Here is a 25113-nt window from a genome sequence, read left to right as displayed (position 1 = left end):
TGTTCGCAATGGACGAAAAGCCCGTAGCCCAGTGCTCAGGGTTTCTCTGCATCGATCAGGATTTAGGCGGGAAGGCTGCCACATCATTGATCATCTCATCTGCACCTTGTTTTAAATCTTCCAGGGTGATGGGTGCGCTGTTGTTCGGCACGGTTTTACCGTAAGCCTTGCGCACGGCTTCCATCATGACGTTGCCGGTTTTAGCATCAATCAGTTGTGTCTCCAGATAGAGCACGCTGTTTTGCGTACGATGGCCGGATGCCGCCATGGTACTGGCGACCACTGCTGCAACAGGCACCACTTCATAAAACTTCATGTCCTGATTCTCAGCACTCACGGTGGTAATCGCCGTTTTCATAATCAACGTGCCTGGCCCTGGAGAACCGACCAGGGGTTTATGCCTTGCCACCGCCGCTTTCATCCGACTGTCGACATAGTTTTTCAGGTTCTCCAGGGTGCTCTGACTGACCCGCGCGGTGGGTTTTGCTGCCGGATAATAGACAACGGGCGTGTAATAAATGCCCTGATAATCAGCTGAATGATAATCGGGCGATATCCAGCGCAACGTCGGGTGTCCACTCGGCGAGTCCGTAGCTTGTAGCCGGGAATAATCGCGTAAAAAACCCGAATATTGTTGGGTTTCCGCCACTTTCGATGAGCATCCGGCAAGTGCAGCAATAATCAGTCCGCCAGTCAGGCAATGGCGCAGCATAGGCATTGGGCATTCCTTTAATCAGAAAATCATGGGGTAAAAGGAGATGGCTTGAGAACTTACCATCAGAACAGAAATACACGTGCTCAGAAGCACATAATAAAAAAATGCTCACAATATCCGTGTCCAAAACGTTAGCGAATATATCGTCTGTATTTTGGGGCAGTTTGGTAAGTTAGCTAAAACGGTGAGCATCCACTTGTGGATGAGATCCGCCTGAGGCGGATGCTTATCCAGCGAACCTGATTTATATACAGAGGCTGCAGATAAAATTGGCTCTGTAAAGCGACATGGCGATCGCGAATGCCTGATAAAGCACAAGCCAGGAGCGTGCGTATCATCGCGTTGACTACAAGTGCAAACGGCGGTTTTCAGGGCGATTGAACAGCCCTGATCCATTAACCCTTTAGCGAATCGAAAACGTGGCCGTTTCCCTTCCCGATGACTATTTCCCTTTATTCACCTTATCCTTCTTTTTATTTTTCTTCTGCCCGGAACGGTATTTTTCGTGATATTGGTCCATCATCCCTTTGAGTGATTTACCAATGGCGGCGTACTCGTATTCATTGAGATTAGCCAGGGAGATGCGGCCAGCAGGTTTCAGGCTACCGAATCCTCTGCCAGGTAGCATAACGATCCCGGTTTCCTCAGCAATACGGAAAAGCAGATCCGTTGGATTGAGCGTGACATTCACCCAGTCGGCAAACTCATCACCGTAAACCTGACGGGATATCGCTTCGAGATCCAGCAGGGTGTAGTAATCGACAGCCTCTTCAGTATCGATATGCGTGATACCTAACTCACGATACAGCACCGCCTGACGTCGGCGGATCACCTGCGACACCGCCGCTTTGTATCCATTATCCCCGTCCATCAGGGCAAACAGGCTAAACAACACCATCTGTACCTGCTGTGGAGTGGACAATCCGGCGGTGTGATTGAGCGCCACACTTCTGCTGTCTGCCACCACCCTGTCAAGAAAACGCAACGCCGGAACATCCGGTGTCAGCGAACCGTAGCGATGATTGAGACGGCTTTTTTCAGCATCACTGATTTCACTGAGTTGTTGGTCAAGAATGTTGTTCTGATGCGTCGCGATAACGCCAAGGCGCCAGCCTGTGGCACCAAAGTATTTGGAAAAGGAATAGACCAGGATGGTGTTTTGCGGACAGACGGCAAACAGCGACTTGAAGTTGTTGGCGAACGTGCCATAAACATCATCAGTCAGAATAATCAGGTCAGGGCGCTGCGCCACGATGCTGACCATTTTCTCCAGCGTGCGTTCGTCCATTTTAACCGACGCAGGATTGCTCGGGTTTACGCAGAAAAAGATTTTGATTGCCGGATCGAGCAGCTTATCGAGCTCTTCATCCGGATATTGCCAGTTCTCTTCCGGTGACGCGTTGATCATCACGCTTTCCAGACGGTAATCTTCCAGTTGCGGGATTTCAATATAGGGGGTGAAGATGGGCGCGCCCATGGCGACTTTATCGCCAGCCGTGACCAGGCCGTTGGTGCGCAGCGTGTTGAACAAGTAGGTCATGGCTGCCGTCCCGCCTTCTACTGCAAACAGATCAACATCTTCAGCTGAAATCAGGCCACCGATCATCTCTTTGACGATAAATTCACGGGTGATTTTTTCACTGATGGTCAGCATCCGCGGCGGAACCGGGTAATTTGAACCGAGAATGCCTTCGACCATCTCATGTAAAAAATCAGACGCGGAAAGTCCCAGCTGATCGCGCACATAGCTCACCGCCCGCGATAAGAACGCCACGCCAGGTTGTTCATGTCCCCGCGCCAGGAATGCATCAAAGCGCGCTTCGATACCCTCTTTGCGCGGTATTCCTCCAATGCCATGCGGCAAATAGGAATAGGAACGTTCAGCCTCTTCGGTGGCAAATAATCCCAGGCGCCAGAAGGCCCGGCGCGGCAGGGTAGCCAGAAAATTGGGATTTCCCCTGCCTGCATTCAGCATCATGCGATCGGGTTTGCCAGAAGCCAGCTCTATCAGTGCGTCTTTGAGTTCAAAAGGACTGAGTGATGCATATTTATCGTAAGGATTCGACATGGTTGATCTCTCCGGATAAGAAAGCAGGTCATCGTCATACCAGCGCGACGATAAGCGGGCCAAGCAAGGTGAGGAACACATTTGCCAGCCCGTAAGTCACCGCAAAGGGAGCGGTTGGAATGGCATTACCCGCTTTATCGAGGATTTCCCCAAAGGCGGGATTTGCGCTGCGCGTACCGGATAAGGCACCGGCAAAAATCGCCGTGTTGTCATAGCGCAGCAGATAGCGGCCAATGAATAACGTGATCATCAGCGGGACGACCGTGACGACGATGCCGATCAGGAAAATGGAGATGCCGTTATTTTTGACGGTCTCAACCGCTTGCAGGCCAGACTGTAACCCAACGACGGCAACGAAACCTGCCAGCCCTAAGTCGCGCAGCAAGCCGGACGCTGGCAGCGGCATATTCCCGATCAGAGGCTTACGCGCCTGATACCAGCCAAACAGCAAGCCCGCGAGCAGGGCACCGCCGCCGCTGCCCAGCGTCAGAGGCACAGAGCCGATACGCAGCACCAGCAAGCCAAGCAACAGACCAAACGCCAGGCCAAAGCCGTGAAACATCAGGTCGGTTTTTGGGCTTTTCAGCAGCGCCGGTCCGGCCATGGCGACAGCGCGTTGTATGTCCTGCTCACTGCCGTACAGCGTCACAACGTCATTGCGCTCTATCACCACGTCATCTTTGAAGGGAAGCACCGTCTCGCCACGCTTCAGGCCGGTGACATAAATACCGTGGCGGACATCTGCCGACAGCTGTTCGCGCAGTTCATCCACACGCTTGCCGATCAGCGCGGGATTGGTGAGGAAAACGTCGGCGGTTTTCATGGTCATTGCCGGGCCCGCTTCCTCATCCAGCTCTTTGCCAAGCGAGGGCGCAAGGGCAACGATACCTTTGCGGCGGCCTACCAGAAGCAGCACATCATTCTCATTAAGCGCCATATCCGGCGTGACCGCGATAACCTGATCGTCGCGTTTGATGCGTTCGAGCGTGACCGGAAAAAGCGGATTAGCCAGTGCTTCAACCTGAGCCACGCTTTTGCCAGCGACCGGCCCGGCGAGAAACACGCGCCCGACCAAATCCGGTAATGCGGGCACCTGGCCTGGCGCCAGAACCATTGCACCATGCATCATCTCCTGTTCAGCTTTAATCGCATCTTCACGGATTGAGCGTCCCATGATTTTGGGCAGGATATTAACGCAGATGATGATGGCGCCCAGCGAGCCGAAGATGTAGGTCACCGCGTATCCCACCGCAACATTACCCTGCATCTGCTGGAGCTGTGCCGGGTCCAGATTTAATTTAGCGATGGCTGCACTGGCGGTGCCAATAATGGCTGACTGAGTGAGTGCACCCGCTGCAATACCGGCGGCAATTCCCTTATCCAGCGCAAAGATTTTTGCCAGCACCACTATCGTTGCTAATGACGAAATAACCAGTACCAGCGCCAGGGCAATTTCCCGCAATGTTCGTCGCCCCAGCGAGGAGAAAAATTTGGGCCCGCTTTCAAAGCCCACGGCATAAATAAACACGGCAAACAGAACGTTTTTAATCCCGCTGTCGATAGTAATGCCTACCTGGCTTATCAGCACGGCAACCAATAGCGCTCCGGCTACGCCACCAAGCTGGAAGGCACCCAGTTTGAATTTACCAATCCACGTACCTGCAGCAAGAGAAAGGAAAAGAGCCAGCTCCGGCGACAGACGAAAAACTTCATGCATCAAGCCCATAGAATAATATCCTGCACAGTGATTCTCGGGATTCAGGCAGATGGAATTACCTGAAAAGTGATCGATCAGGTGAAGATAAGCGGCAATATTTAATGCTCATAAAAGATTAGCGTTATAAATTTTTTTGGCAATGAAAAAGTCGGAAAAACAGGCGTGAACAATCACAGTGACCGTGTTTAATTAATTATAACATTGGTTAATTGGATGATTTAAAACAAGAAAATTAATCAATCGCTTTCATTGTTTTATTCCTGTTGCAGCAATATGTCAGCGATGTCATTTAAGCGGGAAGCTCACGCTGTAAGCCTTATGCGTAATACGCAAATATTGACTTTCAATCTGGATCTGAATTTCCCTGTTGATAAGTTAGAAAATGAATTTTACCTGCGTCATTATTGGATAATATCCTCGCTGATGCTTACTATTGAATTTTAGTGCTGATGCGGAGGTTTTACAGGTTTGGAGAATTAAAATCGGCTTATCCACGCTTCGCTTGAATATGAGGTCGTAATGTCCACTGAATCATTAAACGATATAGCAAAAGATTTATCCGCTTTTGTGGGAACGCATTTTGTTTATACCTACGATAATGGCTGGAAATACGAATGGTATGCGCGAAATGACAATACCTGTGATTACCGCATACATCAGGGGCTGGTGGGGGGGCGATGGGTGACCCATCAAACGATGAATGCTGTGCAGTTTGCGCCGGGCATTTATAAAGTCGACTGGCACGAGCCGACAGGAACCTGCGTCAGCCTGTTGTTCGATATTGAAAGAAAAATCATTCATGGCACCATCTTCTTTCCGCAGTGGATTGCCGGTGAAAACCAGCACCCTGAAAAAACCATCTGTTATCAAAACGAATTTATAGACGATATGCACCGTTTTCGCGACGAAGGCCCGGCTTATCCTTATGTTGTGATTCCTGAGTTTGCCCGGGTGACTTACATGAAGAACGAAGGTCCTGATAACGATGCTGTAATTAGCATGGCACCGGGCCAGCTGCCAGATGATTTCTTTGAGGGGAAATAAGGGCTACTTGCCGAAGTAAAGATGCACTGGCGGGGTAATTATTGCTGAACGTCATGCCTCATCCTGAAAGGTTTCTTCTATGGAAACCTTTATCCCCTATCCTCATTCCATCAGGGTTTTCTGACTGCCGCGTAATAGGGCAATGTGACATATAAAAAGTCTCGGCATAATAAGGCCAGGGTTAACTGTTGTTGCGGCACGGTTTTCTTGTTGTTTTCGGCTAACCAACATGTGCTCTGGCTTGGTGCTGTCACTAAAAAGGCGAGAGAGGTTCTCTTTCTCGCCTTCTCTGTAAAAGTGCGCGACTGGCATACGTTTAGCGTGATTACTGCGGTTGGCTTTCACCAAGAACTTTTTTAATCGCGTCAGCGCTGCATCGATCGTCAGATTCTGCGCCGCCGGTGCCCGCCATGCCGACGGCACCGATCCATTGGCCGCGATATTTAACCGGTACGCCGCCGCCGAGCAGCAACAGATCGCTAACGGTATTGAGATTAACGCTGTCCGGTGAGGATTGCGCCTTGGTGGTGAGCTGTTTGGTCGGCGTTTTGGTCGAGAGCGCCGTAAACGCTTTACGCCAGGCAGCCTGCGTATTGTGCGGTCCAACGTTATCATCCCGCATTATCGACACCAGGTTACCGCCGCGATCGACAACTGCCACCACGCCCTGACGATTCATACCATGGCAAACCGACAATGCTTCGGTAGCCAGCTCATTACTCAGGGACTGAGTCATGTCATAGACGGCTGCAGGTTCAGCTGAAAATGCCATGCCTGGCCCGGTTGCCAGCGTCAGTGCAAGCAGTAAACGTTTCATTTATTTTTAAGCTCCCGCGATAGATAGAATAACCGTACTGGCTCAGCAGTAACGGAATATAAAGATGTGGATGGCGACACGAAGTCTCACCGGGACTTCACAGACAAAACGCGGTCGCCACGATTAACCACGCTGCTGTTATACCGGCACGGTGGTTCCAACTGCCTGTCAGAAAGATGACCGTATTGTCATCTGGCGTTGAAACGCTGGGGAGGACACGACTTTCATGGCAAACTGCGCCGATGAAACTATTACTGATCGAAGATAATCTGAAGGCCAGCGCCTGGGTGCGGAAAGGGCTGGAAGAAGCGGGCTATATCGTGGATTTCGCGGCTGACGGGCGGGACGGCCTGCATCTGGCGTTGTCGCATCCTTACAGCCTGATCATTCTGGACATCATGCTGCCGGGCATGGATGGATGGCAGGTGCTGAGAACGCTGCGCACCGCCAGCAATGTTCCCGTGATTTGCCTGACTGCCAGAGATTCAGTGGACGATCGCGTTAAAGGGCTGGAGCTGGGCGCCAATGATTATCTGGTCAAACCTTTCTCATTTGCTGAGCTTTTGGCACGGGTAAGGAATCAGCTACGACAGCAACAGCCGCACAGCAGCGTGCTGCGCGTGGCCGATCTGGTGATGGATTCCACGCGCTTTCAGGTCACGCGTGACGGTATACCTCTGACGCTGACGCGCAAAGAGTTTATGCTGCTCTGGCTCCTCGCCAGCCGTCACGGTGAGATTTTGCCGCGCACGCTGCTGGCCAGCGAAATCTGGGGCGTCAATTTCGACAGTGAAACCAACATTGTCGATGTCGCCATTCGCCGCCTGCGCCGCAAAGTCGACGATCCTTTCACTCATAAGCTCATCACCACGGTAAGAGGTATGGGATATTGTCTGTCGGAAAAGGCACCTGACAATGCATAGCGCGTCGCTAACGCTGCGGCTGACAGCAATTTTTACGCTGATCATGGCGATGGCCTGCGGCGGTATTAGCCTGATACTTTACAACGCCTTACGCAGTGAGCTGGTGTGGCGGGACGACCAGACGCTGATCAACCGCGCCGCGCAATTAAGGCAGCTGCTTGAAGATGGCGCCCATCCCAGTTCGTTGCCGCTCTATTTCAACCGCATGGTCGATATTCATCAGGATATCCTCAGCATCCGATCGCAGCATGAGCAGAACGTCAGTATTAATCACACCGGTGTCGCTTTGCCTGACATGTCGCCCACGCCGGTAAACAGCCCGCCGAATGCACGACAGCTGCATCGCTGGATGGATGCTGATCATACGGAAGCGGCTGCGCTTAGCCTGCAGGCAAACTCATCGCTCGGACCGGTTACCATCACGCTGGCCCGGGTCGCGCGGGAGCGGGCGATGATGCTGGATCGCTATCGTCAGCAAAGCATTCTGGTCTCACTGGCGGCTATTTTTCTCTGCGCCGCAGTCAGCCCGCTGCTTATTCGCCGAGGACTAAAGGCGATAGGGCGGCTGAGTGAGATTGTGGCGGAAACCGCCAGTGACAGGTTAAATCATCCGGTGCCGCTGCAGGCTATCCCGCAGGAATTGCTGCCCTTGGGGAAAGCGCTTAACGCGATGCGTCAGAGCTTATCCACTGACTTCGTCCGCCTGACCCAGTTTGCCGACGATCTGGCACACGAAATACGCACGCCCATTAATGTTCTGCTGGGCCAGAATCAGGTGGCGCTGGGCCATGCGCGGTCGGTTAGTGAATATCAGGCGCTGCTGGAAGGCAACATTGAAGAGCTGGAAAGCCTGTCACGACTGACTGAAAACATTCTCTTTCTTGCCCGCGCCACCCATCACAACATCCAGCTCAATAAAGAGGCCTTCTTACTTCATGACGCGCTGGAAACGCTGATCGACTTTCTGGAGCCGGTCGCGGAAGAGCGGGGAATGGTTATCGCACTCAATGCCGAAGGCAGCGTCACCGCGGATAAAATGCTGTTCCAGCGTGCAATGACCAACCTGCTGATCAATGCCATACGGTATTCACCGGCACCAGGGCAGATTGTGATTAGCACGTATCATCGTGCTGAATACGTTGATATTGAGGTGTCGAACGCCGGTGACGTTATTGCCGATCCGGATAAATTATTCGAGCGATTCTGGCGCGGCGATAATGTCCGCCATACTTCCGGAAGCGGGCTCGGACTCTCTTTGGTGTACGCCATCGCCACATTACATGGCGGGCTTGCTTATTACCGACATGAGAAAGGGCACACTATTTTTGGCCTGCGGCTGCTGGCCTGATAGCCGCAGATTGATTCGGTTGCTGGCCGTTGGCCACAGGCGCAAAAGCTGCTCTCAGATGAGTGTTGCAGGAGAAGAAGACGCCATTGCCTGCGGCATTAGCAGGCTAACTCACCAGCCTGCCCGAAAACGTAAAATCGCCCCACAGAATTTGCAGGGCGTTTTCATTTTTTAAAGTGATGGATGAGCGTCTTTTAGCGGGCTGACGGCTTCCAGCAGAGAAGCAATATGCAGAATGGTTCGTTCATCGTGCCATTTACCCACAATTTGCACGCTGATGGGCATGCCTTCATGACTTTTACCGAACGGCAGCGCGACGCCCGGTAGCCCAGTGACATTCAGCGGTACCGTGGCACCCTGCAAATAGGTGGCATCTACTTCGTGGCCATCGATAACAAATTTTTCCACGCCATGTTTGTGCGCAGGAATGGGCAGAACATGGGTGATAAGCGCATCATAGTGTGAAAAGTATTCAGCAAACCCGTCACGTAATCTTTCAGCAGCCTGCTCCGCATCAATAAAGTCAGACAGGGATGTATCAGGCATCGACAGCATCGTTTTCGCCATCTTGTAAAGTTCGTCAGGATGTCGACCCGCCGTTGCCGCGGCAAATGCGGGTTTCATCTCCATTACGTGGATTCGGTTAAACACCTCGAGGGCAAAATCCCGCTCGAGTGCTGGAATACCGACCTGCTCGACGACGATGCCCGGTGCCATCAGTGAATGCGCTGCTGATTTCACCACCGCCGCCACTTGCGGATCGACCGGACCCAGTCCCGGACCGGTCATCCAGCCAATGCGCAGCGGACGGGATGTGATAAGCGGCAACCCATCAACATACACCAGCGCGTTACTTGAGAAGGCGTCATGGCCGTCGGGTCCCGAAAGCTGAGAAAAAGCCAGCGCAATATCGCGTACTGAACGAGCCATCGGGCCAACGTGCCAGAACCGGCAAGGGGCGCGCGGCCAGATACCGGTCATTGGCACGCTGCCGTGGGTCGCCTTCATCGACGTTATGCCTGTCTGTGCCGCGGGTCCGCGTATCGATATGGCGAGATCGGTGCCCAGTCCCAAAGGCGACATGCCTGCGGCAATAGCGGCAGACTCGCCGCCACTTGAACCGCCAGGCGTACGGGTCAAATCCCAGGGATTATTGGAGCGGCCGGAGAGCAGATTATCGCTTTCAATCCAGTATGAAAATTCCGGCAGGTTGGTTTTTGCCAGCAGGATAGCACCCGCCTTTTTAAGACGCGCCACGCTAGTGGCATCTTCATCAGGACGACGACCTTTGAAAATCGGTGAGCCGCGCTGTGTCAGTACGCCTGCGGTATCAATGGAATCCTTAGCGGTAAAAGGCACGCCGTGCAGCGGCCCAAGTTCTTCACCGCGCATCACGGCTGCTTCGGCAGCGGCAGCCTGATTCATGGCGTCTTCTGCGAGTGACACCACGGCATTGACGTCGGGATTGGTTGCAGCAATACGGTCGATGTGTGCCTGCATAACCTCGACAGGGGAAAGATCGCGATTGCGGATCATGCTCGCCAGGCGAGTTGCATCTGCATAAAAAATCTCTTTGCTCATAATAAATCCTCTCAGGAATAAAAACTACCTAACGTTTGGTAGGTAGAGACTAGTCCTGTTATAGCAAGTGTGTCAATACCTACCTAACACATGTTAGAATTAGTGCATGACACTCTGCGAGGCGTAAACGATGAGCAAAACATCCCGGGATGAAATTTTGAATGCAGCGCGGTTGAATGCGCAGGCCCACGGCTACACCGGCCTGAACATTCGTGGACTGGCGGGCGAAGTGGGTATTAAGGCGGCCAGCATCTACTATCACTTTCCCAGCAAGGCCGAGTTGGGTGCTGCTGTAGCCAGACGCTACTGGGAAGACACGGCTCGTGACCTTGAAATGATTCGGGAAGCAGCTGGCGACGCGTTAAGCAGCCTGGGCCGCTACCCGGAGATATTTCGCCGTTCGCTGGAAGCCGGAAACCGGCTCTGCATGGGAAGCTTTATGTCTGCTGAATATGATGATCTGCCGGAGGCGGTGAAAGTGGAAGTGCAGACCTTCTCTGATGTCAATATCGACTGGCTGGCAACGCAGCTACTTGAAGCGAATATCACAGCGACACAAGACAGCAAACTTCGGGCAGGCGCGATTTTTTCCGCTATTGCCGGCGCTCAGCTAATGGCCAGAAGCCGGAACGATATCAAGCTCTTTGATGAACTTATCGAGGGATACAAGCTTGCGGGTTTGCTGCCTTCCACTCAGAACTGAATTTTTGAGTGATTTAGAGAGCTGTGTATTAATTTATATGTGCTTCTGGTTCGAAGTAAACTGACGATAGGGGAATGTCCGCTATGAGTGAAAGGCGGACGGTCATGAGATTATCTATTGAGGAGCTTGTAAGGGGGCGTGTATGCTTTCTGTCCAATGTAGAGTTAAAGGGACATATATGTTACTTACGTCAGGCATACCTCAGTTGTCATATGTTTCCGAAGGAAAGGGGCCATTAATTATAATGCTTCACGGTCTCCTGATGGACGGGAAATCATGGATAAATAATGGCTTAAGCTCCTTCTTTAGTCCATTTTTTCACGTTGTTTGTCCGGATCTTTTAGGCCACGGCGAAAGCGAAAAGCCACAACTGCAGGAATTATATACACAACAAAATCAGGCATTATCCATTGTGAAAATTATGGATGAGCTGGGTTATGAAAAAGCGCATATTATAGGATATTCCTCCGGCGCATGGGCAGCATTAGGCCTCCTGAACCACTATTCAGAACGGCTTAACTCTGTTGTTTTAGGCGGATGGGATTTCAGGAACGGCCTTCCTGATACACCTGAAGGCAAACTTAGTTTTGATATGTTTATGTCTTATGCAAGAAGCACAGCACCAGAGCTTACTTCTGGTCTTTCGCCAGACGATCAAGAAAGTGCAAGATGCTTTTTCAATGAATTAAGAAAGTACTCTGAAAAAAAAGAAGCCTTATTCCCTTATAAGACACCCATTCTGCTTTGGGCAGGCGCTCGCGATCCTTATTACGCATCTATGGCTGAGATAGCACAACAACATGGTTTAACAATAATCACTGGAAAGGGAGATCATCTGAGTGAAGTAAACCATCCGGGCAAAACATCAATAAATGAAATTTCTAAATTTATTCGATCCCAGGGAGCTTCAATGTCGCCTGTAGTCTGTTAATCAAAATATAAATTCTGATAGCTTTGCTAACATCCGCTTCTGGCACAATGCGGCCAGTGAGCAAGTGTCAGGGAACGTTTTGAGCGTGGAGAGAAAGTGTAGCTCGGCAGCGGTCATTATTCCGAGCGGCAACAGGCTGGTTGAGGCGGAATATGAGACAGCCAAACCGCTGAGTCTGCCGGTAATGCCGGGTTGTCTGATACTCACGACAAGGGGGCCGGTATGGGCATCCGAGCTGGAGATGACGCAGATGCGAACGACGTTCTGCAGTAAACTGTGGCGTGTTAAATCAACGCTTTTTAGCGTAAAAATCGCGTCAGGCGCTGGCCATACAATCCTGTAATCAGCCCGGAAATAATCAGCAGCAGGGCAAGAATTTTTATCCACGAGATATTTTCTCCAAATATCGCCATGGATCCCAAAATTCCGAACACCGGCACCAACAGCGACAAGGGCGCCACGGTGGAGAGTGGATATTGCTTAAGCAGGGAATTCCATACCCAATAGCCAAACAGCGTATTAGGATAGACCTGGAAGAGGATTGACAGCACAGCGCGATAATCAATATGAGTGACTAACGCCGCGTATCCGTTGCTACCGTTGACCAGCCAGTCCAGCACGAAAAGCGGAATCGGAGAAAAGGCGCTCGACCATACCAGAAAGGAAAATATCTGCGTTGTACCCGAATGCTTATTGATAATATTGGCGATACTCCAGGCTATTGCGCCTGCCAATACCAGCAGCGTACCTGTAAGAGTAACGGAGCCATCGGTAATAAAGACAATACACATTAATCCCGAACAGGCGACAGTAAAACCCGCAATTTGATAGCGGTTGAGTCGCTCTTTAAATACTAAACTTCCTAATAAGAGCGTAAAGAAGGCACTGAATTGCAGCAATAGCGATGCAATTCCGGCAGAAAGCCCGGCTTTAATTCCTAAGTTCACCAATCCCCATAAACCTATGCCAAAAACCAGGCCATAGCTGATGATATAGCGCCACGCGACATCCGGTTTTTTTATAAAGAATAACGCGGGCAAGGCGCATAAGGTAAAGCGTATACCGGCCAGAATTAACGGATCCACAGAACTCAGGCCCAGCTTAATCACTGAAAAGTTAACGCCCCAAATCGCCGTGATCAGAATCGCAAGCAGCAGATGATGTAATTTCATGATCTGGATAATCCTGCCCACAGGATAAAAGCACAGGCACTCACCAAAGCACCGGCAATACAGACGGATTGCCATCCCCAGAGCGCATAAAGCTGCGTTGCGGCAAGGGCACCAGAGGCGCTGCCAACGCAATAAAAACACATATAAGCACCGACGAGGCGGCTCGCCTCTGCTGGCCTGTCAGCAATGATGACGCTCTGATTGATTACATGAACGGTCTGTACCGCGAAGTCCAGCATGATGATGCCGATAATCAGCCACAGCAGGGAGGTTTCGGTATACGCGATGGGCAGCCATGAGAGTGTTAGCACTATCAGCGCCAATCCGGTAGCGCGCTGTCCGTTGCCTTTGTCTGCCCATAATCCCGCTTTTGAGGCCGCCAGCGCACCCGCTATGCCCGCTAAACCAAACATGCCTGTCTGCGTATGTGACAGCGACATGGCCGTTAACGGCATCACCATTGTGGTCCAGAGCATGCTAAAAGCCGCAAAGATAAGCAGAGTCAAAACGCCACGCGTTCTCAATTGAGGTTCCGTGATATACAGGCGAAAAACAGCCAGCAAAAGAGAGAGATAAGAGGGTGTTTTTGCCTGCGGCAACGACGCTGGCATCACTTTCATAAAGAGTAATGCTATTAGCAACATCAGGCAGGCAGCAATAAGATAAACCGCCCGCCAGCCGGCCAGGTCGGCAAGGGTTCCAGAGATGAAGCGGGCCAGCAGGATCCCCAAAACGATGCCGCTGGTGACGTTACCCACCGCCATGCCGCGTCTGTCAGGCGCTGCCAGTATCGCTGCCCAGGCAACCATGAGCTGAACCACGACGGCCATTAAGCCGATTAATAGCATCGCGCCAAGCAGAATCGGCAGATTCTTTGATAATCCTGCCATTACCAGCGCCAGCACGGAAAGCAACAGCAGCATGATCACGAGTGTTTTTCTGTTTATCCGGTCGCCGAGGGGAACCAGAAAGAGTAAACCCGCTAAATAACCGGTTTGGGTTAAGGTGACGACGCTGCCTATGATAGCGGGCTCTACTTTCAGGCTGGTTGCCATTGATTCAAGCAGCGGCTGAGCAGAATAGACATTTGCCACCGCCAGAGCACAAGTGAATGAGAACAAAAATGTTATCCCCGGTGTCAGCACCGTGGCACTTGTTACAGGCGCTTGAATCTCAACGACAGAATTGTTGTCCGCCTTATCGCGCATACCGTCCCTCTCTGGTTTCTTTTTGAAACTACGTTAGCCAGAACTTACCTGAGTGGTTTTTTTTTGCAACCTCTTTCTCGGGGCGCTATGCTGTAATCATCAAAAGCAGATGTAGAGAGAAAACGGATGGCAAAGCAGGAATCACTCAGAACCAGCGAATGTCCGGTAGCAAGAACACTGGAATCAATTGGTGAACGTTGGTGCCTGATGATTATCCGTGAGGCGTTTGATGATGTACGCCGATTCAGTGAGTTCCAGAAGAACCTGGGGCTGGCCAAAAATATTCTCTCTTCCCGACTGAAACAGCTGGTTGATGTCGGTGTGTTTGAGATCTGTCCCGCCTCAGACGGCAGCGCGTATGGCGAATATGTGCTTACCGACAAAGGGCGGACTATTTTCCCCATCGTCGTGGCGCTGCGCCAGTGGGGAGAGCGTTACATGTTTGAGGAGGGCGAAATACATTCTGTCCTTGTTGATAACACGCATGGAGAACCTGTTCAGCCGCTGGAGGTTCGTTCATGCGACGGCAACACGCTGGGGCCTGGCGACTGCCATCGGCGGCGTGTAATTTCAGGCGAGAGTGCTAATCCTCTGTGCGATCCGCCGGTTAGTTAACAACAATCGCGGTATCAGAAGGAGAATTATCCGCAAGGTTTTTCGGCGATGGTAAAAGCCTGCTCACCACGGTGAAGGCCTCTTCAGAAGCGATGCACCGGTTTTAAGTGGGGTAAACAACCCTTTGGCTAACAGCGGATAAAACAATCCCGACAATGTGGACCAGAAATAAAGAATCTTTATCTCAATAATCCAGGTTGAGTTTTTCGATCTGATCACGTAATGGATCTTCATTGAACTCATATTCTTTGCGATCTTCATCAGGATTGTACATGTCAGCCAGTCAAAAAATATTCAATGACAATACGCTTAAATGATTCTCATCTTTGCTGAGAAGATCACTATCTCGCTCGTATCGCTACTTAGACATATAGCAGCCAGCAAATTCATCTGCTTTTATTTTCCTTTCAATAAAACTATCGATAAAATCTTTGAGATAAATGCTCATTTTAGTGTTCCATTTTTCAATACTCCCTCACTGAGAAACCGCCATGGCCTTGATTTAACGCTGTTAAGCTGCGGGACGATTGTATTCAGATATTCAGGCGGACATAAAGCAGACGGTCCAGCGGACGATCTGCTTTAAGCAAAAATGTTGAATTCAGTAATTAACCCTCAGGTCCTTCAACCAGGACAAAAGTTCCGGTTGCCGCACCTGCACGCAGTAATCTGGCCGCCTGATATCCAGGGCTTTTATAGAAGCGCCTGGCCTCATCAAAAGAAGCGAATTCAAAAACCACATGCCGTTCATGCGACTCGCCCTCAAGATTTTCATACTGCCCAGACCAGGCAATGATTTTAGGATTAAATTCCTGCATTGCCTCTCCGGCGGCGCGGGCATATTCAGAGTAAGCGACAGGGTCTGATACGGTGACATGCGCGATTAAATAACCTTTATTCATTTTTCTTTATCCTGGGTAGGTGACGATATATTTCAGCATAAGCACACAGACAGTCGCGCTTAAGCTGAAACGGTGGGTTTAATTCTGTGCAGTAAAAGTGAAAGGTTGCGGGAAGCGTTCAGCATCCTGATGGTCGATCATCCATCCCGGATAATGAGGCGGCATCGCGCTTATCGCATCAAGGTGTGCCAGTTCCTCAGCGGTCAGAACAACGTCGGTAGCGCCAAGATTATCCGTGAGCTGGGCGAGCCGCTTCACACCAATAATCACGCTGGTAACGTCGGGTTTTGCCAGTAACCAGGCGAGTGCGATCCGGCTGACTGATACTGCGTGTTGGGTTGCCATATCGCGCATGGCAGCAACGCATTTCCACGCCAGGTCGCGATCAACGGGTGGGAAATCGAATGTGCTACGACGGGCATCGCTTTCCGCTGCTGCTCCAGGACCAAATTTTCCGGTCAGTAATCCGCCCGCGAGCGGCGACCAGACAAGCAGTCCCATTTTCTCTTCACGCGCCAGCGGTATCAGCTCCCGCTCGACGTCACGTCCGGCAATGGAATAATAGGCCTGAAGCGTTTCAAACCGCGTTGCGTGTAGCGCTTCGCTCAGGCCAAGCGATTTACCCAGCTTGCCAGCGGCCCAGTTCGAAACACCCACATAACGAACCAGCCCCTGTCGGGTCAGATCGTCAAGCGCCCGCAGCGTTTCCTCAACGGGCGTGACCGGATCGCTGGCATGTATCTGCAACAGGTCAATATGATCGACCTGCAGTCGTTCCAGGCTTTTCTGCACTGAATCCATGATATGCCCGCGTGATGCCCCTTTATCGTTAGGGCCGGTACCCGTCACGCCGCCGGTTTTTGTGGCGAGGATGATGTCACTACGTTTCACACCAAGCGCTTTCAGCGCTGCGCCTGTCATACGCTCAGATTGGCCGAAAGAGTAAATATCGGCAGTATCGATAAAATTAATGCCGCTCGCCAATGCCCGCGCAATGAGCTGGTTCGCTTCATCCTGTGCGACCGCTCCCACGGCGGACCACATGCCCGCATCTGTATTGCCGCCCAGGGTCATGGTGCCGAGACATAATTCCGAAACGAACAGGCCGGTTCGGCCAAGCTGATTATATTCCACTGTGGTTTCGCCTTTTTATTTAACGATGTTCGGTGCGGGCGGGATGAAACGGCGCGGCGCTCTGTGCCATTACAACGTGCCGTTCAACGCGGTGTGAAAGTAGTCTATTAAGTATTACTATCGACATAAATAGCGTGAAAAATAACGCACTGTTATCCTGAGAGTGAACAATGAAGAATCTCGAAGCGCTGAACATTTTTACGCGCGTAGCAGAAATGAAGAGCTTTACGCAGGCAGCAGAAAGCCTGGGCATTCAGAAAGGACGTGTCTCAACGGTGGTTCGTGAGCTTGAGCGCGATCTGGGTGCCACGCTTCTGCACCGCACCACGCGAACTGTGCAACTGACAGAAGATGGCAGGGCGTTTTATTCGCGCGCGCGAGACTTGTTATCAGAGGCAGAAGAACTGCATTCAATGTTTACCGATGCAGGTATGGCACTGCGCGGTCGGTTGCGCGTTGATATGCCAGCTGTGTTGGCGCAAAGCGTGGTCATTCCTGCCCTGCCACAATTACTGGAAGCGCACCCTGAACTGGAGATTGAGCTTTCAAGTACCGATCGCCGTGTCGATTTGGTTCTGGAAGGATTTGACTGTGTGGTGCGTCTGGGGCCCATCGTGGATGACACACTTATTGCCCGGCCGCTGGGGCATCTGCGCATGATCAATGCAGCAAGTCCGGCCTATCTCGCTCGCTTTGGCGTGCCGAACACAAAAAACGATCTCCTCAGTCAGGGACACCGGATGGTTTATTACATGCGGAATTTTGGCGCGAAACCTGACGGATGGGAATATCCCACGGATGATGGCTATAAATCGCTGATGTTACCCGGGGCAATACGGGTCAATAGCGTACCGGCTTATCACGATGCCGGGCTGGCGGGTTTGGGCCTGATCCAGGGAGGGTATTCTTCGCTTTTACCGCATATTAAACGCGGCGCCCTGATTGAGGTGTTGCCCGATCTGCGCCCCGAACCGCTCACGGCCTCATTTGTTGTCGCCCACCGGCGCAATTTATCGCAGCGTGTCAGAGCCTTTATGAACTGGACTGAAGAAATCTTAAAACCTTATTTTGACTAACGTCAGCACTGATTTTCGCTACAGGCAAAATGAAGGTGGCGGTGTGGGTACATTGTGCTTCCTGCGGGCATTACCCAGCGTTCGGCGGATGACCGAGGATATAATGATTTTCTTTCTGAGTGTGTCGGGGAGGATTATCTTAACTCCCTTATGGAGACGTCAAAAAAAGCGTCGTGAAAGGCGAAGTATTTAACTTTTTTAATTTATCGATACCTGTTTCCCTCGATAACTACCCGGTCTCTCACACTCTAAACGCTTAAGTGGCCTGGTTAGCCTTCATTAACACACTGAGAAACAGTCATGTCCGCTTCTGATGCAAACTTACCCGGGAATAATCATCTACGATAAATGAGAAGTGGACGTACAGCGTTTATGCATCCTGCTTATCATCGCTGTACGGTCCACCTTATATTAACGCGAGTGCTTAATTGTCGAGCTCGCGAACGCCGGAATCGGTCAGTGTTGCCCTCAACTGTGGAAGACCTTGAGGGTAATTCTTTTGAATAAACTCAATCATTTTTTCCCGCACGTGACAGCGTAAATCCCAGGCAGTAGGAGAATTCTGCGCCGTCATCAATAACCGGATAGTCATGGTTTTTTCAGTGGTATCGGTAACCTGCAGCACCTGCGTTTGCTGATCCCAGAGTTTTGTTTCACTCAGTACTTTTTCAAAATGCGCACGCAGCGGCTCTAACGGCATAGCGTAATCAAGATAAAGAAAAACAGAGCCTAAAATCTGCGCATTATTTCGCGTCCAGTTTTGAAACGGATTTTCTGTGAAGTAGGTAATAGGTAAAACTAGTCGGCGCAGATCCCAGAGACGCACCACCACATAAGTCAGGTTTATCTCTTCAATCCAGCCCCATTCTTTTTCAACGACAACCGCATCATCAATTTTAATGGGTTGTGTAAAGGCTATCTGGATACCGGCAAACAGGTTAACGAGCGACTTTTGTAGCGCGAAACCGATGATTATTCCGGCGACACCGGCACCAGCGAGAATTGTTGTACCGAATTTTCGCACCCCTGGAAAACTTAGCAGAATCAACGAAACACAGAACGTCACCAGCACGACGATCGCGACCTTTTTAACGTACATGATCTGCGTGCGAATTTTGCGGGCACGGAGATTATTTGACAGGTTAATGTCGTAGCGGATGAACAGCATATCCTGTGCAACATTAATCAACCGAATCAAGATTGAGCAAAATGATAAAATAATAAATACATTTAGGGTGGCAGTAATAAAACCTATCGACCCTGGCTGAATGTTTACATAATGAACCCCTACACTCATCAACAGTAGAGGAATAAAAAGAAACATCGATCCACGAAGGTGTTTTTCCAGCGATTTGAACAGCTTTCTGTCGCGGTTTTGCCAGTAACGGATGAACCGGAGAATGATAAATCGCGACAGAAAACCCAGTGCGAGTGAAAGTGTGACGAGTAATACGGCAGGTACCCACGATGGCGCACCAAATAACTCACCCAATATCAATGGCATTATTTTCCCTTATGTTGCGCTAACAACCCTTGGTTGTCAGACAGGTTAAAAATCAGTGAACCACTTCATCTGCTGATCAACACCAGGCAGTAGGTTCCGACACCAGGCTTTTTGCAAATGCCTTACGTATCGCAAAGCCGGTTTTTTTCAGGTGATTATGGAGACCATGAATGAACATCTATTCACTAAATCAGGCCGTTCTGGATACGCCCCTACAGGTGGATTTTCGTTATCGCCTGCAAGCGTGGGGCAACCAACGCGATAAAAGGGACTAAATGATCAGATAGATACCTTATCAGTCCACTGTTGTTCATTCATCAGTATGGTCGTTGAGTATGAAGATCTGTGGATGCTCCACTCCGCTGGTAAAAAACTGACCTATTACCAACGTGTGGAATCCTTCAACTTTTGCCTGGGATGCAAGGCAGTTTTGTCTCCAGCTAATCTGTTCAAAGCATAATGTTTTTATCTCTGCAGGCGTTATCGGCAGACTGCCAGGTTTCGGCGCTCTGTCTACGGTCAATTAACCCAGTCTTCCAGCATCAGTCCGCACACCCCCTCAAATTCTCGGATATTATTAGTCACCAGAATAGCCTGAACTGCGATGGCATGCCCTGCAATGGCGGTGTCATTAGGCCCGATTGGCGTCCCGAGGGTGGCTAACGCAGCCTTTATTTCCATGGTTGCGTCTACTGCTGTCTGATCCCAGGGTAGGATAGAATCGAGTCGGGCACAGAATGCGTCAACCATCTGCGCATGACGTGGCGAGGCTTTTTTGTTAATCGTCCCAAAGCGCATTTCTGCATAAGTGATGGCCGAGACAACAATGCGGTGGTTATGCAACACCGTCTGCACTAGCCTTCTGATTACGGCTTCCGGCTGTTCGCGCATGATGAACGAGCAGATGTTGGTGTCCAGCATAAAGGTTTTGTTCACAGGTCAAATCGCCCTTCATCACTGATAACGTCCTCGCGATCCGCCATAAAATCCGCGTCGGCCTTTGCAAGCTCTTTAAAAGAGCCCCAGGTTGGCCGGACGGGACGCAGGATGATACGGTCACCTTCGCGGATAATCTCCAGCTCGCTAACCCCTTCAAAGTCCAGATCGCGGGGCAGACGTATGGCGCGGTTATTACCATTTTTAAAAATCGATACGGTTCTCATAATATCTTCCTGAACTTACGTTTTGAGGCATATGCTAAGTATGTGCAGATGCTCGGCATATGTATAGCCTTGCTGGTCGATGACATTCTTGCAGGTGCCGATCAAAGAGATTTGTACTCTTTCTCTTTTCATTACTTTTTACTGTTGATGAGGAACAGGATAGGGATGGACTTGAAGCGACAGCGTTGCGCTATAACCAGCTAATCGGAGCAAAGGCATACAATTTTTAAAAGAATAACAGCGCTTAGGGAGCTAATTACGTTCTCTGGCGCAAAGTCAGCATACTTGCAAAGCAAGATTCGTTTTGTGTGAATGATAAACGCTCATTAGATATCGGTTACATCCTTATAACGTCATTAACAGCGTGCGGCTCATCACCTCATAACCTCCATACGTTCAAGCAATACTGTTTTATTACAGTCCAGGATATACATATCTTGATTTAGTTTTATTAACTAATGATCTTTCTCAACATGCCGATATGCACATTACCAGATATTGAAACTGGGGAAGGAGATACGTCATTGAAAGTTCATGCGCGAAACCAACACTCGACGTATGAACGAATTTTGCTCATCACCTTCATAAAAATTAGGGCACATACCATATTGCTTGCCCCATATAGTGCACAGGAAGCGGAATTCACTTTTCAAAATCGGAGGATGTAATATGCCAATACCGTTAATCATTCTTGGTGGCGCTGCGATAGTCACCGCACTGGGCGGTAAAAAAGCCTACGACGGGTATCAGAAAAAATCGGAAGCGGAAGATCTCCATAATCGTGCCGAAATTCGCTACAAAGAGCGCAAGGCGCTCTTCGATAAAGCGAATGAAGTCTCTTCCGTCAAGCTGGATAAGCTTGGTAAAAAAGAATTGCAAATTGGTAGTGAATTTAAAGAGTTTCACACTCTTGCTAAAGAACTATTGCAAGCCATTTCGAGCGTTAACCATCAAGAAATTGAGCTAAAGATCCCTGTACACAAGCTCAACAGCATTGAGCGTCTGGCCATCTCTGCTACCGAATATCTCAGTACCGTAGTAGGTGCTGGTGCTTCCGGGGCGGCGGCTGGATTTGCTGTCTATAGCGGTGTGATGGCCTTTGCCGCAGCCTCAACCGGTACACCGATAGCAGCGCTATCTGGAGCGGCAGCGTATAACGCCACCATGGCAGCCATTGGCGGCGGTTCGCTGGCTGCGGGCGGTTGGGGAATGGCGGGGGGTGCGATGATTCTTGGAGGTGCAGTTGTAGCGCCGCTGATTCTGATTGCAGGCTGGGCATACGATTCTCATGCGACTAAAGCACTGGAAAATGCTAAAGAAGCAGCGCGCCAGAGTAACGATGCTATCGATAAAATGGATCAGGCAGAAGCACACCTTAATCGCGTCAATAAATATGTGGATTCCATCTATCAGTCGCTTGAGCGGATGCATGGTACCTTCACCACGAGCTATCTCGTTCCGTTAAAAGCAATGCATACCCGAATCATGGCACGCCATGCTGGACAAATTACCGAGAAAGAGACCGATGATTGTGTGGCTCTCATTCAGAATGGCTACATCCTGGCCGCAATAATGACCAGCATTGTTACCACTCCGCTGTTCGAGCCTGTCACCGATATCAAAAGCAAAGCGGTCATCAAAGAAGGTGTGATACAGCTTAAAACCGATGAAAACGGCATTAACGTGCTGAACTCGGCAGCACTAGACAAAGCCCTAAGTGATGCAGACGCTGACTTCTCCGGCAAATTTGCCTGAGTCGGAGCCGCCAATGACAAACGTAAATAAAACGTTCGACTGGGGTGAAGAGCTGCACCAGACGGTGGTGAAAAGCCTCGTAACATCATTTGGGCTCGATTTCCTGCTTTTTGAAGATAAGGTCGGCGGGGATGTCGACACGATTCATAACGCCCGTCATCAGGTATACGCTACTGACAAAGAACCCAAGAAGTATGCGAAACGCGGCGATTACAACTCAACGGCGTACCACCATCACGAGAACTACATCGCCACTAACCGCGAAGGTAAAGCTAAGCGGGAAGCGGGTGCCCTGACGGATACCTACACCGGCGTGACCTTTGCGTACAACGAAAAGACCAATCTAGACCATATCAAATCTGCCAAAGAGGTTCATGACGATCCAGGTCGCGTGTTGGCTGATTTGAACGGACCTGATCTGGCAAATGATCCCAGTAATCTTACCCTTACCAATGAGACGCTCAACAAAGCCAAAGGCGCCAAAACAATGGACGCATTTGTGAAAAAGTTGAGTGCCGACTATCAGGCAACTCAGCAAGAAATTGCGGCGCTACGCAGCCAGCCAGCGCTAACGGATCAAGAGCAAAAACGTCTCGCCTCGCTCGAGAATAAAGCCAGCGCCGATTACGACCGTATGCGCGAAGCCGATAAGAAAGCGCGCAAGCAGTACGAAGACACCGTGAATCAGGCTTACTATACCAGCAGCAAATTTGCCAAAAGTGTGGCGTTGGCTTCTGCCTCCAATGGTCTGAGCATGGGCACCCGCCAGATGCTTGGACTGGTGCTGGCTGAAGTGTGGTTTGAATTTCGGGATCGCCTGCCGGAGATGGTGGCGCGTCATAAGGATAATTTTGTTGCCAGCGATTTGCTGAGTGACATGGGAGAAACGCTAAAGGCTATATGGGTACGCATTCGGGCCAGGTTCAGAATCTTTCTTGAGGCCTTCAAGGATGGGGTAATGGGGGGGATTCTTTCCAGCGTCACTACCACGCTGTTCAATATCATTTTCACCACCCAGAAAATGATGGTACGCCTGATCCGTGAGATGTGGAACAACCTCACCCAAGCGTTCAAAATCATGCTTTTTAACCCAGAGAATCTTGCACGGGGTGATCTGGCAAAAGCGGTGAGCAAACTGCTTGCTGCAGGCGTTGCGGTGGCGGCAGGCGTAGTCATTAATGAATCGCTTGCAAAAATAATGCTCTTCCCATTTGGCCCGGAGCTGGCGGCATTTTGCGGAGCACTGGCCACCGGCCTTCTGGCGGTGGTAATGAATTACTTCCTGGAATATAGCCCACTAATGCAAAAACTTTGGGCATTTCTGGATAAATTTAAAGACAAGTATCAGCACGCCGTCGACTACTTCCACCAAGTTAACGCCGAGCTGGATCGTTTTATCCTTGAGTTGACTTCGCTGGAGTTTGCTATGAACACCAGCGAGTTAGCATCGTTCTCGCTGCAGCTTGGAGCACTTAACTGCGAAGTAGAGCGCGGGCTACTGCTGCGTGATGAGGTAGAACGACGCAATATCAGCCTGCCCTTTAAGGCGGGCGATACGGATTCGGTCAGAAGTTGGCTGGATTCTTTATGACGCTCTCGCCAGCGTTTCCCTGCAACCAGTGCGGCGCCTGCTGTCGCCTGGTGTCACTCGCCCAGGAAACGCAGTTTCTCGACCGGGGTGACGGTGCTTGCCGTCACTACGATGACCAGAATCGGCTTTGTACCATCTACGACACCCGCCCGCTCGTTTGCCAGGTCGAAAAGCAGTATCTGCTCAATTATCAGCAGCAGTACAGCTGGTGGGAATTTATCGATGTAAATCGCATCGCCTGTCTTGAACTGGAAAAAATGGCTGCTCAGCCTGCCGAATAAGGTTTTACAACATCCATTGTGATCGCCCGGCACCGCTAGCAAACAACATTGATAAGGAGTTATGAAGTGGCAACTGTACAAATCAAGTGGGATTGGCTGCATTGGAATTGCAGTCAGACCTGGAGAACGGATGTTTTACCAGAATTGCAACGCAGAGGCGTTAAGCCTCAGGACCTTAAACGGTGTGTTTATGTCATCAGGCTTAATGGACTGTTCGCCATTCAGTACCCGCACGGTATTTCTCCCACGGTCTATATAGGCGAGGGAAATTTTGAACAACGCATTACTCAGCACAAGAACTGGTTAATGGATCTCGGGGATCTACAAGGCGAGCATGAATTTCTCATCGGCTATTGCTTCCCCAGGGCGAGAAACGCCTCAAAGGTTTATTCTGACTTCGAAGCGATGCTGATTCATGAGTTCCGAGATATCTACGGCGCAGCACCACTACGAAATAAACAAATGGAGTTTCAAAGGTCGAATCATGTGTTTGAGCCCCTCCACGAAATTCGTAGCGCGATCATGATTGGCCGGGGGGGACGTTTTCATTGGGCAGTGCAGCCCATGAAAAGCTCGCCTATGTATGACGTTTACCAGCTAACTAAGGAATTGACCCCCTCTTAACTACATGAGAGGCAATCTGCTATGAGCAAAAAGCAGACACGATGTCAAACCAATGTGTGGGGTTGTGAATCTGTAGAATCCAGCTCCAGGAGTCGCTTAATCATTGGCTTTGGATCAACAGACGTATACTCCATTACGTCTACCCAGACAATTCTGTGTTTGTCGAATCCGCGAAGGTAGAATTGATAATCTTGACCTGTATTAACAAACGGGTGCAGGCCATCTGTGATCTGCGCCTGCA

At 50.4% G+C, this 25113-nt stretch carries 23 protein-coding genes; 11 read left to right on the top strand and 12 right to left on the bottom strand.

Features of this window, described 5'->3' with window-relative positions; genetic code table 11:
• Positions 1-55 precede the first annotated feature (55 nt).
• From EM595_RS18405 to aspT, 3 genes are all read right to left on the bottom strand, one after another.
• Positions 56-718, bottom strand: coding sequence for a DUF3313 domain-containing protein (locus EM595_RS18405; protein WP_067436235.1), 663 nt, complete (start codon positions 716-718; stop codon positions 56-58).
• 439 nt (positions 719-1157) lie between these two features.
• Complete coding sequence (locus EM595_RS18400) at positions 1158-2783, bottom strand: bifunctional aspartate transaminase/aspartate 4-decarboxylase (protein WP_067436232.1); 1626 nt, start codon at positions 2781-2783, stop codon at positions 1158-1160.
• Positions 2784-2817: 34 nt separating this feature from the next.
• On the bottom strand, positions 2818-4509 hold the full coding sequence (gene aspT, locus EM595_RS18395; RefSeq protein WP_067436229.1) for an aspartate-alanine antiporter: 1692 nt from the start codon (positions 4507-4509) through the stop codon (positions 2818-2820).
• A 510-nt stretch (positions 4510-5019) separates the two neighbouring features.
• Here aspT and EM595_RS18390 point away from each other — a divergent pair.
• Positions 5020-5544, top strand: a complete 525-nt coding sequence (locus EM595_RS18390; protein WP_067436226.1) for a phenolic acid decarboxylase — start codon at positions 5020-5022, stop codon at positions 5542-5544.
• Positions 5545-5869: 325 nt separating this feature from the next.
• Here the strand turns inward: EM595_RS18390 and EM595_RS18385 are convergent, their stop codons facing one another.
• The gene (locus EM595_RS18385; RefSeq protein WP_067436223.1) at positions 5870-6361 is read right to left on the bottom strand and encodes a GlcG/HbpS family heme-binding protein; all 492 of its coding nucleotides are present in this window, start codon (positions 6359-6361) and stop codon (positions 5870-5872) included.
• A gap of 242 nt (positions 6362-6603) precedes the next feature.
• Between EM595_RS18385 and hprR the strand changes: the two genes are divergently transcribed.
• Both hprR and EM595_RS18375 read left to right on the top strand, forming a co-directional pair.
• Positions 6604-7284, top strand: coding sequence for a response regulator transcription factor HprR (gene hprR, locus EM595_RS18380; protein ID WP_067436220.1), 681 nt, complete (start codon positions 6604-6606; stop codon positions 7282-7284).
• Entirely contained in the window at positions 7277-8632 is a 1356-nt protein-coding gene (locus EM595_RS18375; RefSeq protein ID WP_067436217.1) for a heavy metal sensor histidine kinase, read from the top strand. Before hprR ends, EM595_RS18375 begins: the two co-directional genes overlap by 8 nt.
• Before the next feature lie 171 nt (positions 8633-8803).
• On the opposite strand, the gene EM595_RS18370 is transcribed toward EM595_RS18375, so the two are convergent.
• A complete protein-coding gene (locus EM595_RS18370; RefSeq protein WP_067436215.1) occupies positions 8804-10213 on the bottom strand; it encodes an amidase in 1410 nt (469 codons plus the stop codon).
• A gap of 130 nt (positions 10214-10343) precedes the next feature.
• On the opposite strand from EM595_RS18370, the gene EM595_RS18365 reads away from it, so the two are divergent.
• Together EM595_RS18365 and EM595_RS18360 are read left to right on the top strand one after the other, a co-directional pair.
• On the top strand, positions 10344-10916 hold the full coding sequence (locus EM595_RS18365; RefSeq protein WP_067436212.1) for a TetR/AcrR family transcriptional regulator: 573 nt from the start codon (positions 10344-10346) through the stop codon (positions 10914-10916).
• 178 nt (positions 10917-11094) lie between these two features.
• A complete protein-coding gene (locus EM595_RS18360; RefSeq protein ID WP_067436210.1) occupies positions 11095-11847 on the top strand; it encodes an alpha/beta fold hydrolase in 753 nt (250 codons plus the stop codon).
• Positions 11848-12146: 299 nt separating this feature from the next.
• Here the strand turns inward: EM595_RS18360 and EM595_RS18355 are convergent, their stop codons facing one another.
• Positions 12147-13019, bottom strand: a complete 873-nt coding sequence (locus tag EM595_RS18355; protein WP_067436207.1) for an EamA family transporter — start codon at positions 13017-13019, stop codon at positions 12147-12149.
• On the bottom strand, positions 13016-14227 hold the full coding sequence (locus EM595_RS18350; protein WP_067436204.1) for an MFS transporter: 1212 nt from the start codon (positions 14225-14227) through the stop codon (positions 13016-13018). Before EM595_RS18350 ends, EM595_RS18355 begins: the two co-directional genes overlap by 4 nt.
• 126 nt (positions 14228-14353) lie before the next feature.
• On the opposite strand from EM595_RS18350, the gene EM595_RS18345 reads away from it, so the two are divergent.
• On the top strand, positions 14354-14842 hold the full coding sequence (locus EM595_RS18345) for a winged helix-turn-helix transcriptional regulator (RefSeq protein ID WP_067436201.1): 489 nt from the start codon (positions 14354-14356) through the stop codon (positions 14840-14842).
• Positions 14843-15450: 608 nt separating this feature from the next.
• Here EM595_RS18345 and EM595_RS18340 read toward each other — a convergent pair.
• Positions 15451-15744, bottom strand: coding sequence for a DUF1330 domain-containing protein (locus tag EM595_RS18340; protein WP_067436198.1), 294 nt, complete (start codon positions 15742-15744; stop codon positions 15451-15453).
• A 78-nt stretch (positions 15745-15822) separates the two neighbouring features.
• Positions 15823-16878, bottom strand: coding sequence for an aldo/keto reductase (locus EM595_RS18335; RefSeq protein WP_067436195.1), 1056 nt, complete (start codon positions 16876-16878; stop codon positions 15823-15825).
• Between the two features lie 170 nt (positions 16879-17048).
• Between EM595_RS18335 and EM595_RS18330 the strand changes: the two genes are divergently transcribed.
• Positions 17049-17954, top strand: coding sequence for a LysR family transcriptional regulator (locus EM595_RS18330; RefSeq protein WP_067436192.1), 906 nt, complete (start codon positions 17049-17051; stop codon positions 17952-17954).
• Between the two features lie 424 nt (positions 17955-18378).
• Here EM595_RS18330 and EM595_RS18325 read toward each other — a convergent pair whose 3' ends face one another.
• From EM595_RS18325 to vapB, 3 genes are all read right to left on the bottom strand, one after another.
• The gene (locus tag EM595_RS18325) at positions 18379-19458 is read right to left on the bottom strand and encodes a mechanosensitive ion channel family protein (RefSeq protein WP_067436189.1); all 1080 of its coding nucleotides are present in this window, start codon (positions 19456-19458) and stop codon (positions 18379-18381) included.
• A 519-nt stretch (positions 19459-19977) separates the two neighbouring features.
• The gene (locus EM595_RS18320; protein ID WP_067436186.1) at positions 19978-20394 is read right to left on the bottom strand and encodes a type II toxin-antitoxin system VapC family toxin; all 417 of its coding nucleotides are present in this window, start codon (positions 20392-20394) and stop codon (positions 19978-19980) included.
• Entirely contained in the window at positions 20391-20621 is a 231-nt protein-coding gene (vapB, locus tag EM595_RS18315; RefSeq protein ID WP_067436183.1) for a type II toxin-antitoxin system VapB family antitoxin, read from the bottom strand. The genes EM595_RS18320 and vapB overlap by 4 nt, the downstream gene beginning before the upstream one ends.
• A gap of 669 nt (positions 20622-21290) precedes the next feature.
• Between vapB and EM595_RS18305 the strand changes: the two genes are divergently transcribed.
• The 4 genes from EM595_RS18305 to EM595_RS18290 all read left to right on the top strand — a co-directional run bounded on the left by EM595_RS18305 (position 21291) and on the right by EM595_RS18290 (position 24872).
• The gene (locus EM595_RS18305; protein ID WP_067436177.1) at positions 21291-22376 is read left to right on the top strand and encodes a chemotaxis protein; all 1086 of its coding nucleotides are present in this window, start codon (positions 21291-21293) and stop codon (positions 22374-22376) included.
• 13 nt (positions 22377-22389) lie between these two features.
• Positions 22390-23967, top strand: coding sequence for a cobalamin adenosyltransferase (locus tag EM595_RS18300; RefSeq protein ID WP_067436174.1), 1578 nt, complete (start codon positions 22390-22392; stop codon positions 23965-23967).
• Positions 23964-24248, top strand: coding sequence for a YkgJ family cysteine cluster protein (locus EM595_RS18295; protein WP_067436172.1), 285 nt, complete (start codon positions 23964-23966; stop codon positions 24246-24248). Before EM595_RS18300 ends, EM595_RS18295 begins: the two co-directional genes overlap by 4 nt.
• 66 nt (positions 24249-24314) lie before the next feature.
• Positions 24315-24872 carry a GIY-YIG nuclease family protein gene (locus tag EM595_RS18290; protein ID WP_067436169.1) on the top strand — a complete coding sequence of 186 codons (558 nt, stop codon included), beginning with the start codon at positions 24315-24317 and terminating at the stop codon, positions 24870-24872.
• Positions 24873-25113 lie beyond the last annotated feature (241 nt).

The sequence above is a fragment of the Duffyella gerundensis genome (genome assembly GCF_001517405.1).
In the GTDB taxonomy this organism is placed as follows: domain Bacteria; phylum Pseudomonadota; class Gammaproteobacteria; order Enterobacterales; family Enterobacteriaceae; genus Duffyella; species Duffyella gerundensis.
Note: the sequence above shows the minus strand (reverse complement) of the source record. Positions and strands in the feature narration are given on the sequence as shown.

What these genes read in the sequence shown, in the direction of transcription:
- EM595_RS18405 (WP_067436235.1), bottom strand. Translation starts at nt 718, where the DNA reads ATGCCTATGCTGCGCCATTGCCTGACTGGCGGACTGATTATTGCTGCA.
- EM595_RS18400 (WP_067436232.1), bottom strand. Translation starts at nt 2,783, where the DNA reads ATGTCGAATCCTTACGATAAATATGCATCACTCAGTCCTTTTGAACTC.
- aspT (WP_067436229.1), bottom strand. Translation starts at nt 4,509, where the DNA reads ATGGGCTTGATGCATGAAGTTTTTCGTCTGTCGCCGGAGCTGGCTCTT.
- EM595_RS18390 (WP_067436226.1), top strand. Translation starts at nt 5,020, where the DNA reads ATGTCCACTGAATCATTAAACGATATAGCAAAAGATTTATCCGCTTTT.
- EM595_RS18385 (WP_067436223.1), bottom strand. Translation starts at nt 6,361, where the DNA reads ATGAAACGTTTACTGCTTGCACTGACGCTGGCAACCGGGCCAGGCATG.
- hprR (WP_067436220.1), top strand. Translation starts at nt 6,604, where the DNA reads ATGAAACTATTACTGATCGAAGATAATCTGAAGGCCAGCGCCTGGGTG.
- EM595_RS18375 (WP_067436217.1), top strand. Translation starts at nt 7,277, where the DNA reads ATGCATAGCGCGTCGCTAACGCTGCGGCTGACAGCAATTTTTACGCTG.
- EM595_RS18370 (WP_067436215.1), bottom strand. Translation starts at nt 10,213, where the DNA reads ATGAGCAAAGAGATTTTTTATGCAGATGCAACTCGCCTGGCGAGCATG.
- EM595_RS18365 (WP_067436212.1), top strand. Translation starts at nt 10,344, where the DNA reads ATGAGCAAAACATCCCGGGATGAAATTTTGAATGCAGCGCGGTTGAAT.
- EM595_RS18360 (WP_067436210.1), top strand. Translation starts at nt 11,095, where the DNA reads ATGTTACTTACGTCAGGCATACCTCAGTTGTCATATGTTTCCGAAGGA.
- EM595_RS18355 (WP_067436207.1), bottom strand. Translation starts at nt 13,019, where the DNA reads ATGAAATTACATCATCTGCTGCTTGCGATTCTGATCACGGCGATTTGG.
- EM595_RS18350 (WP_067436204.1), bottom strand. Translation starts at nt 14,227, where the DNA reads ATGCGCGATAAGGCGGACAACAATTCTGTCGTTGAGATTCAAGCGCCT.
- EM595_RS18345 (WP_067436201.1), top strand. Translation starts at nt 14,354, where the DNA reads ATGGCAAAGCAGGAATCACTCAGAACCAGCGAATGTCCGGTAGCAAGA.
- EM595_RS18340 (WP_067436198.1), bottom strand. Translation starts at nt 15,744, where the DNA reads ATGAATAAAGGTTATTTAATCGCGCATGTCACCGTATCAGACCCTGTC.
- EM595_RS18330 (WP_067436192.1), top strand. Translation starts at nt 17,049, where the DNA reads ATGAAGAATCTCGAAGCGCTGAACATTTTTACGCGCGTAGCAGAAATG.
- EM595_RS18325 (WP_067436189.1), bottom strand. Translation starts at nt 19,458, where the DNA reads ATGCCATTGATATTGGGTGAGTTATTTGGTGCGCCATCGTGGGTACCT.
- vapB (WP_067436183.1), bottom strand. Translation starts at nt 20,621, where the DNA reads ATGAGAACCGTATCGATTTTTAAAAATGGTAATAACCGCGCCATACGT.
- EM595_RS18305 (WP_067436177.1), top strand. Translation starts at nt 21,291, where the DNA reads ATGCCAATACCGTTAATCATTCTTGGTGGCGCTGCGATAGTCACCGCA.
- EM595_RS18300 (WP_067436174.1), top strand. Translation starts at nt 22,390, where the DNA reads ATGACAAACGTAAATAAAACGTTCGACTGGGGTGAAGAGCTGCACCAG.
- EM595_RS18295 (WP_067436172.1), top strand. Translation starts at nt 23,964, where the DNA reads ATGACGCTCTCGCCAGCGTTTCCCTGCAACCAGTGCGGCGCCTGCTGT.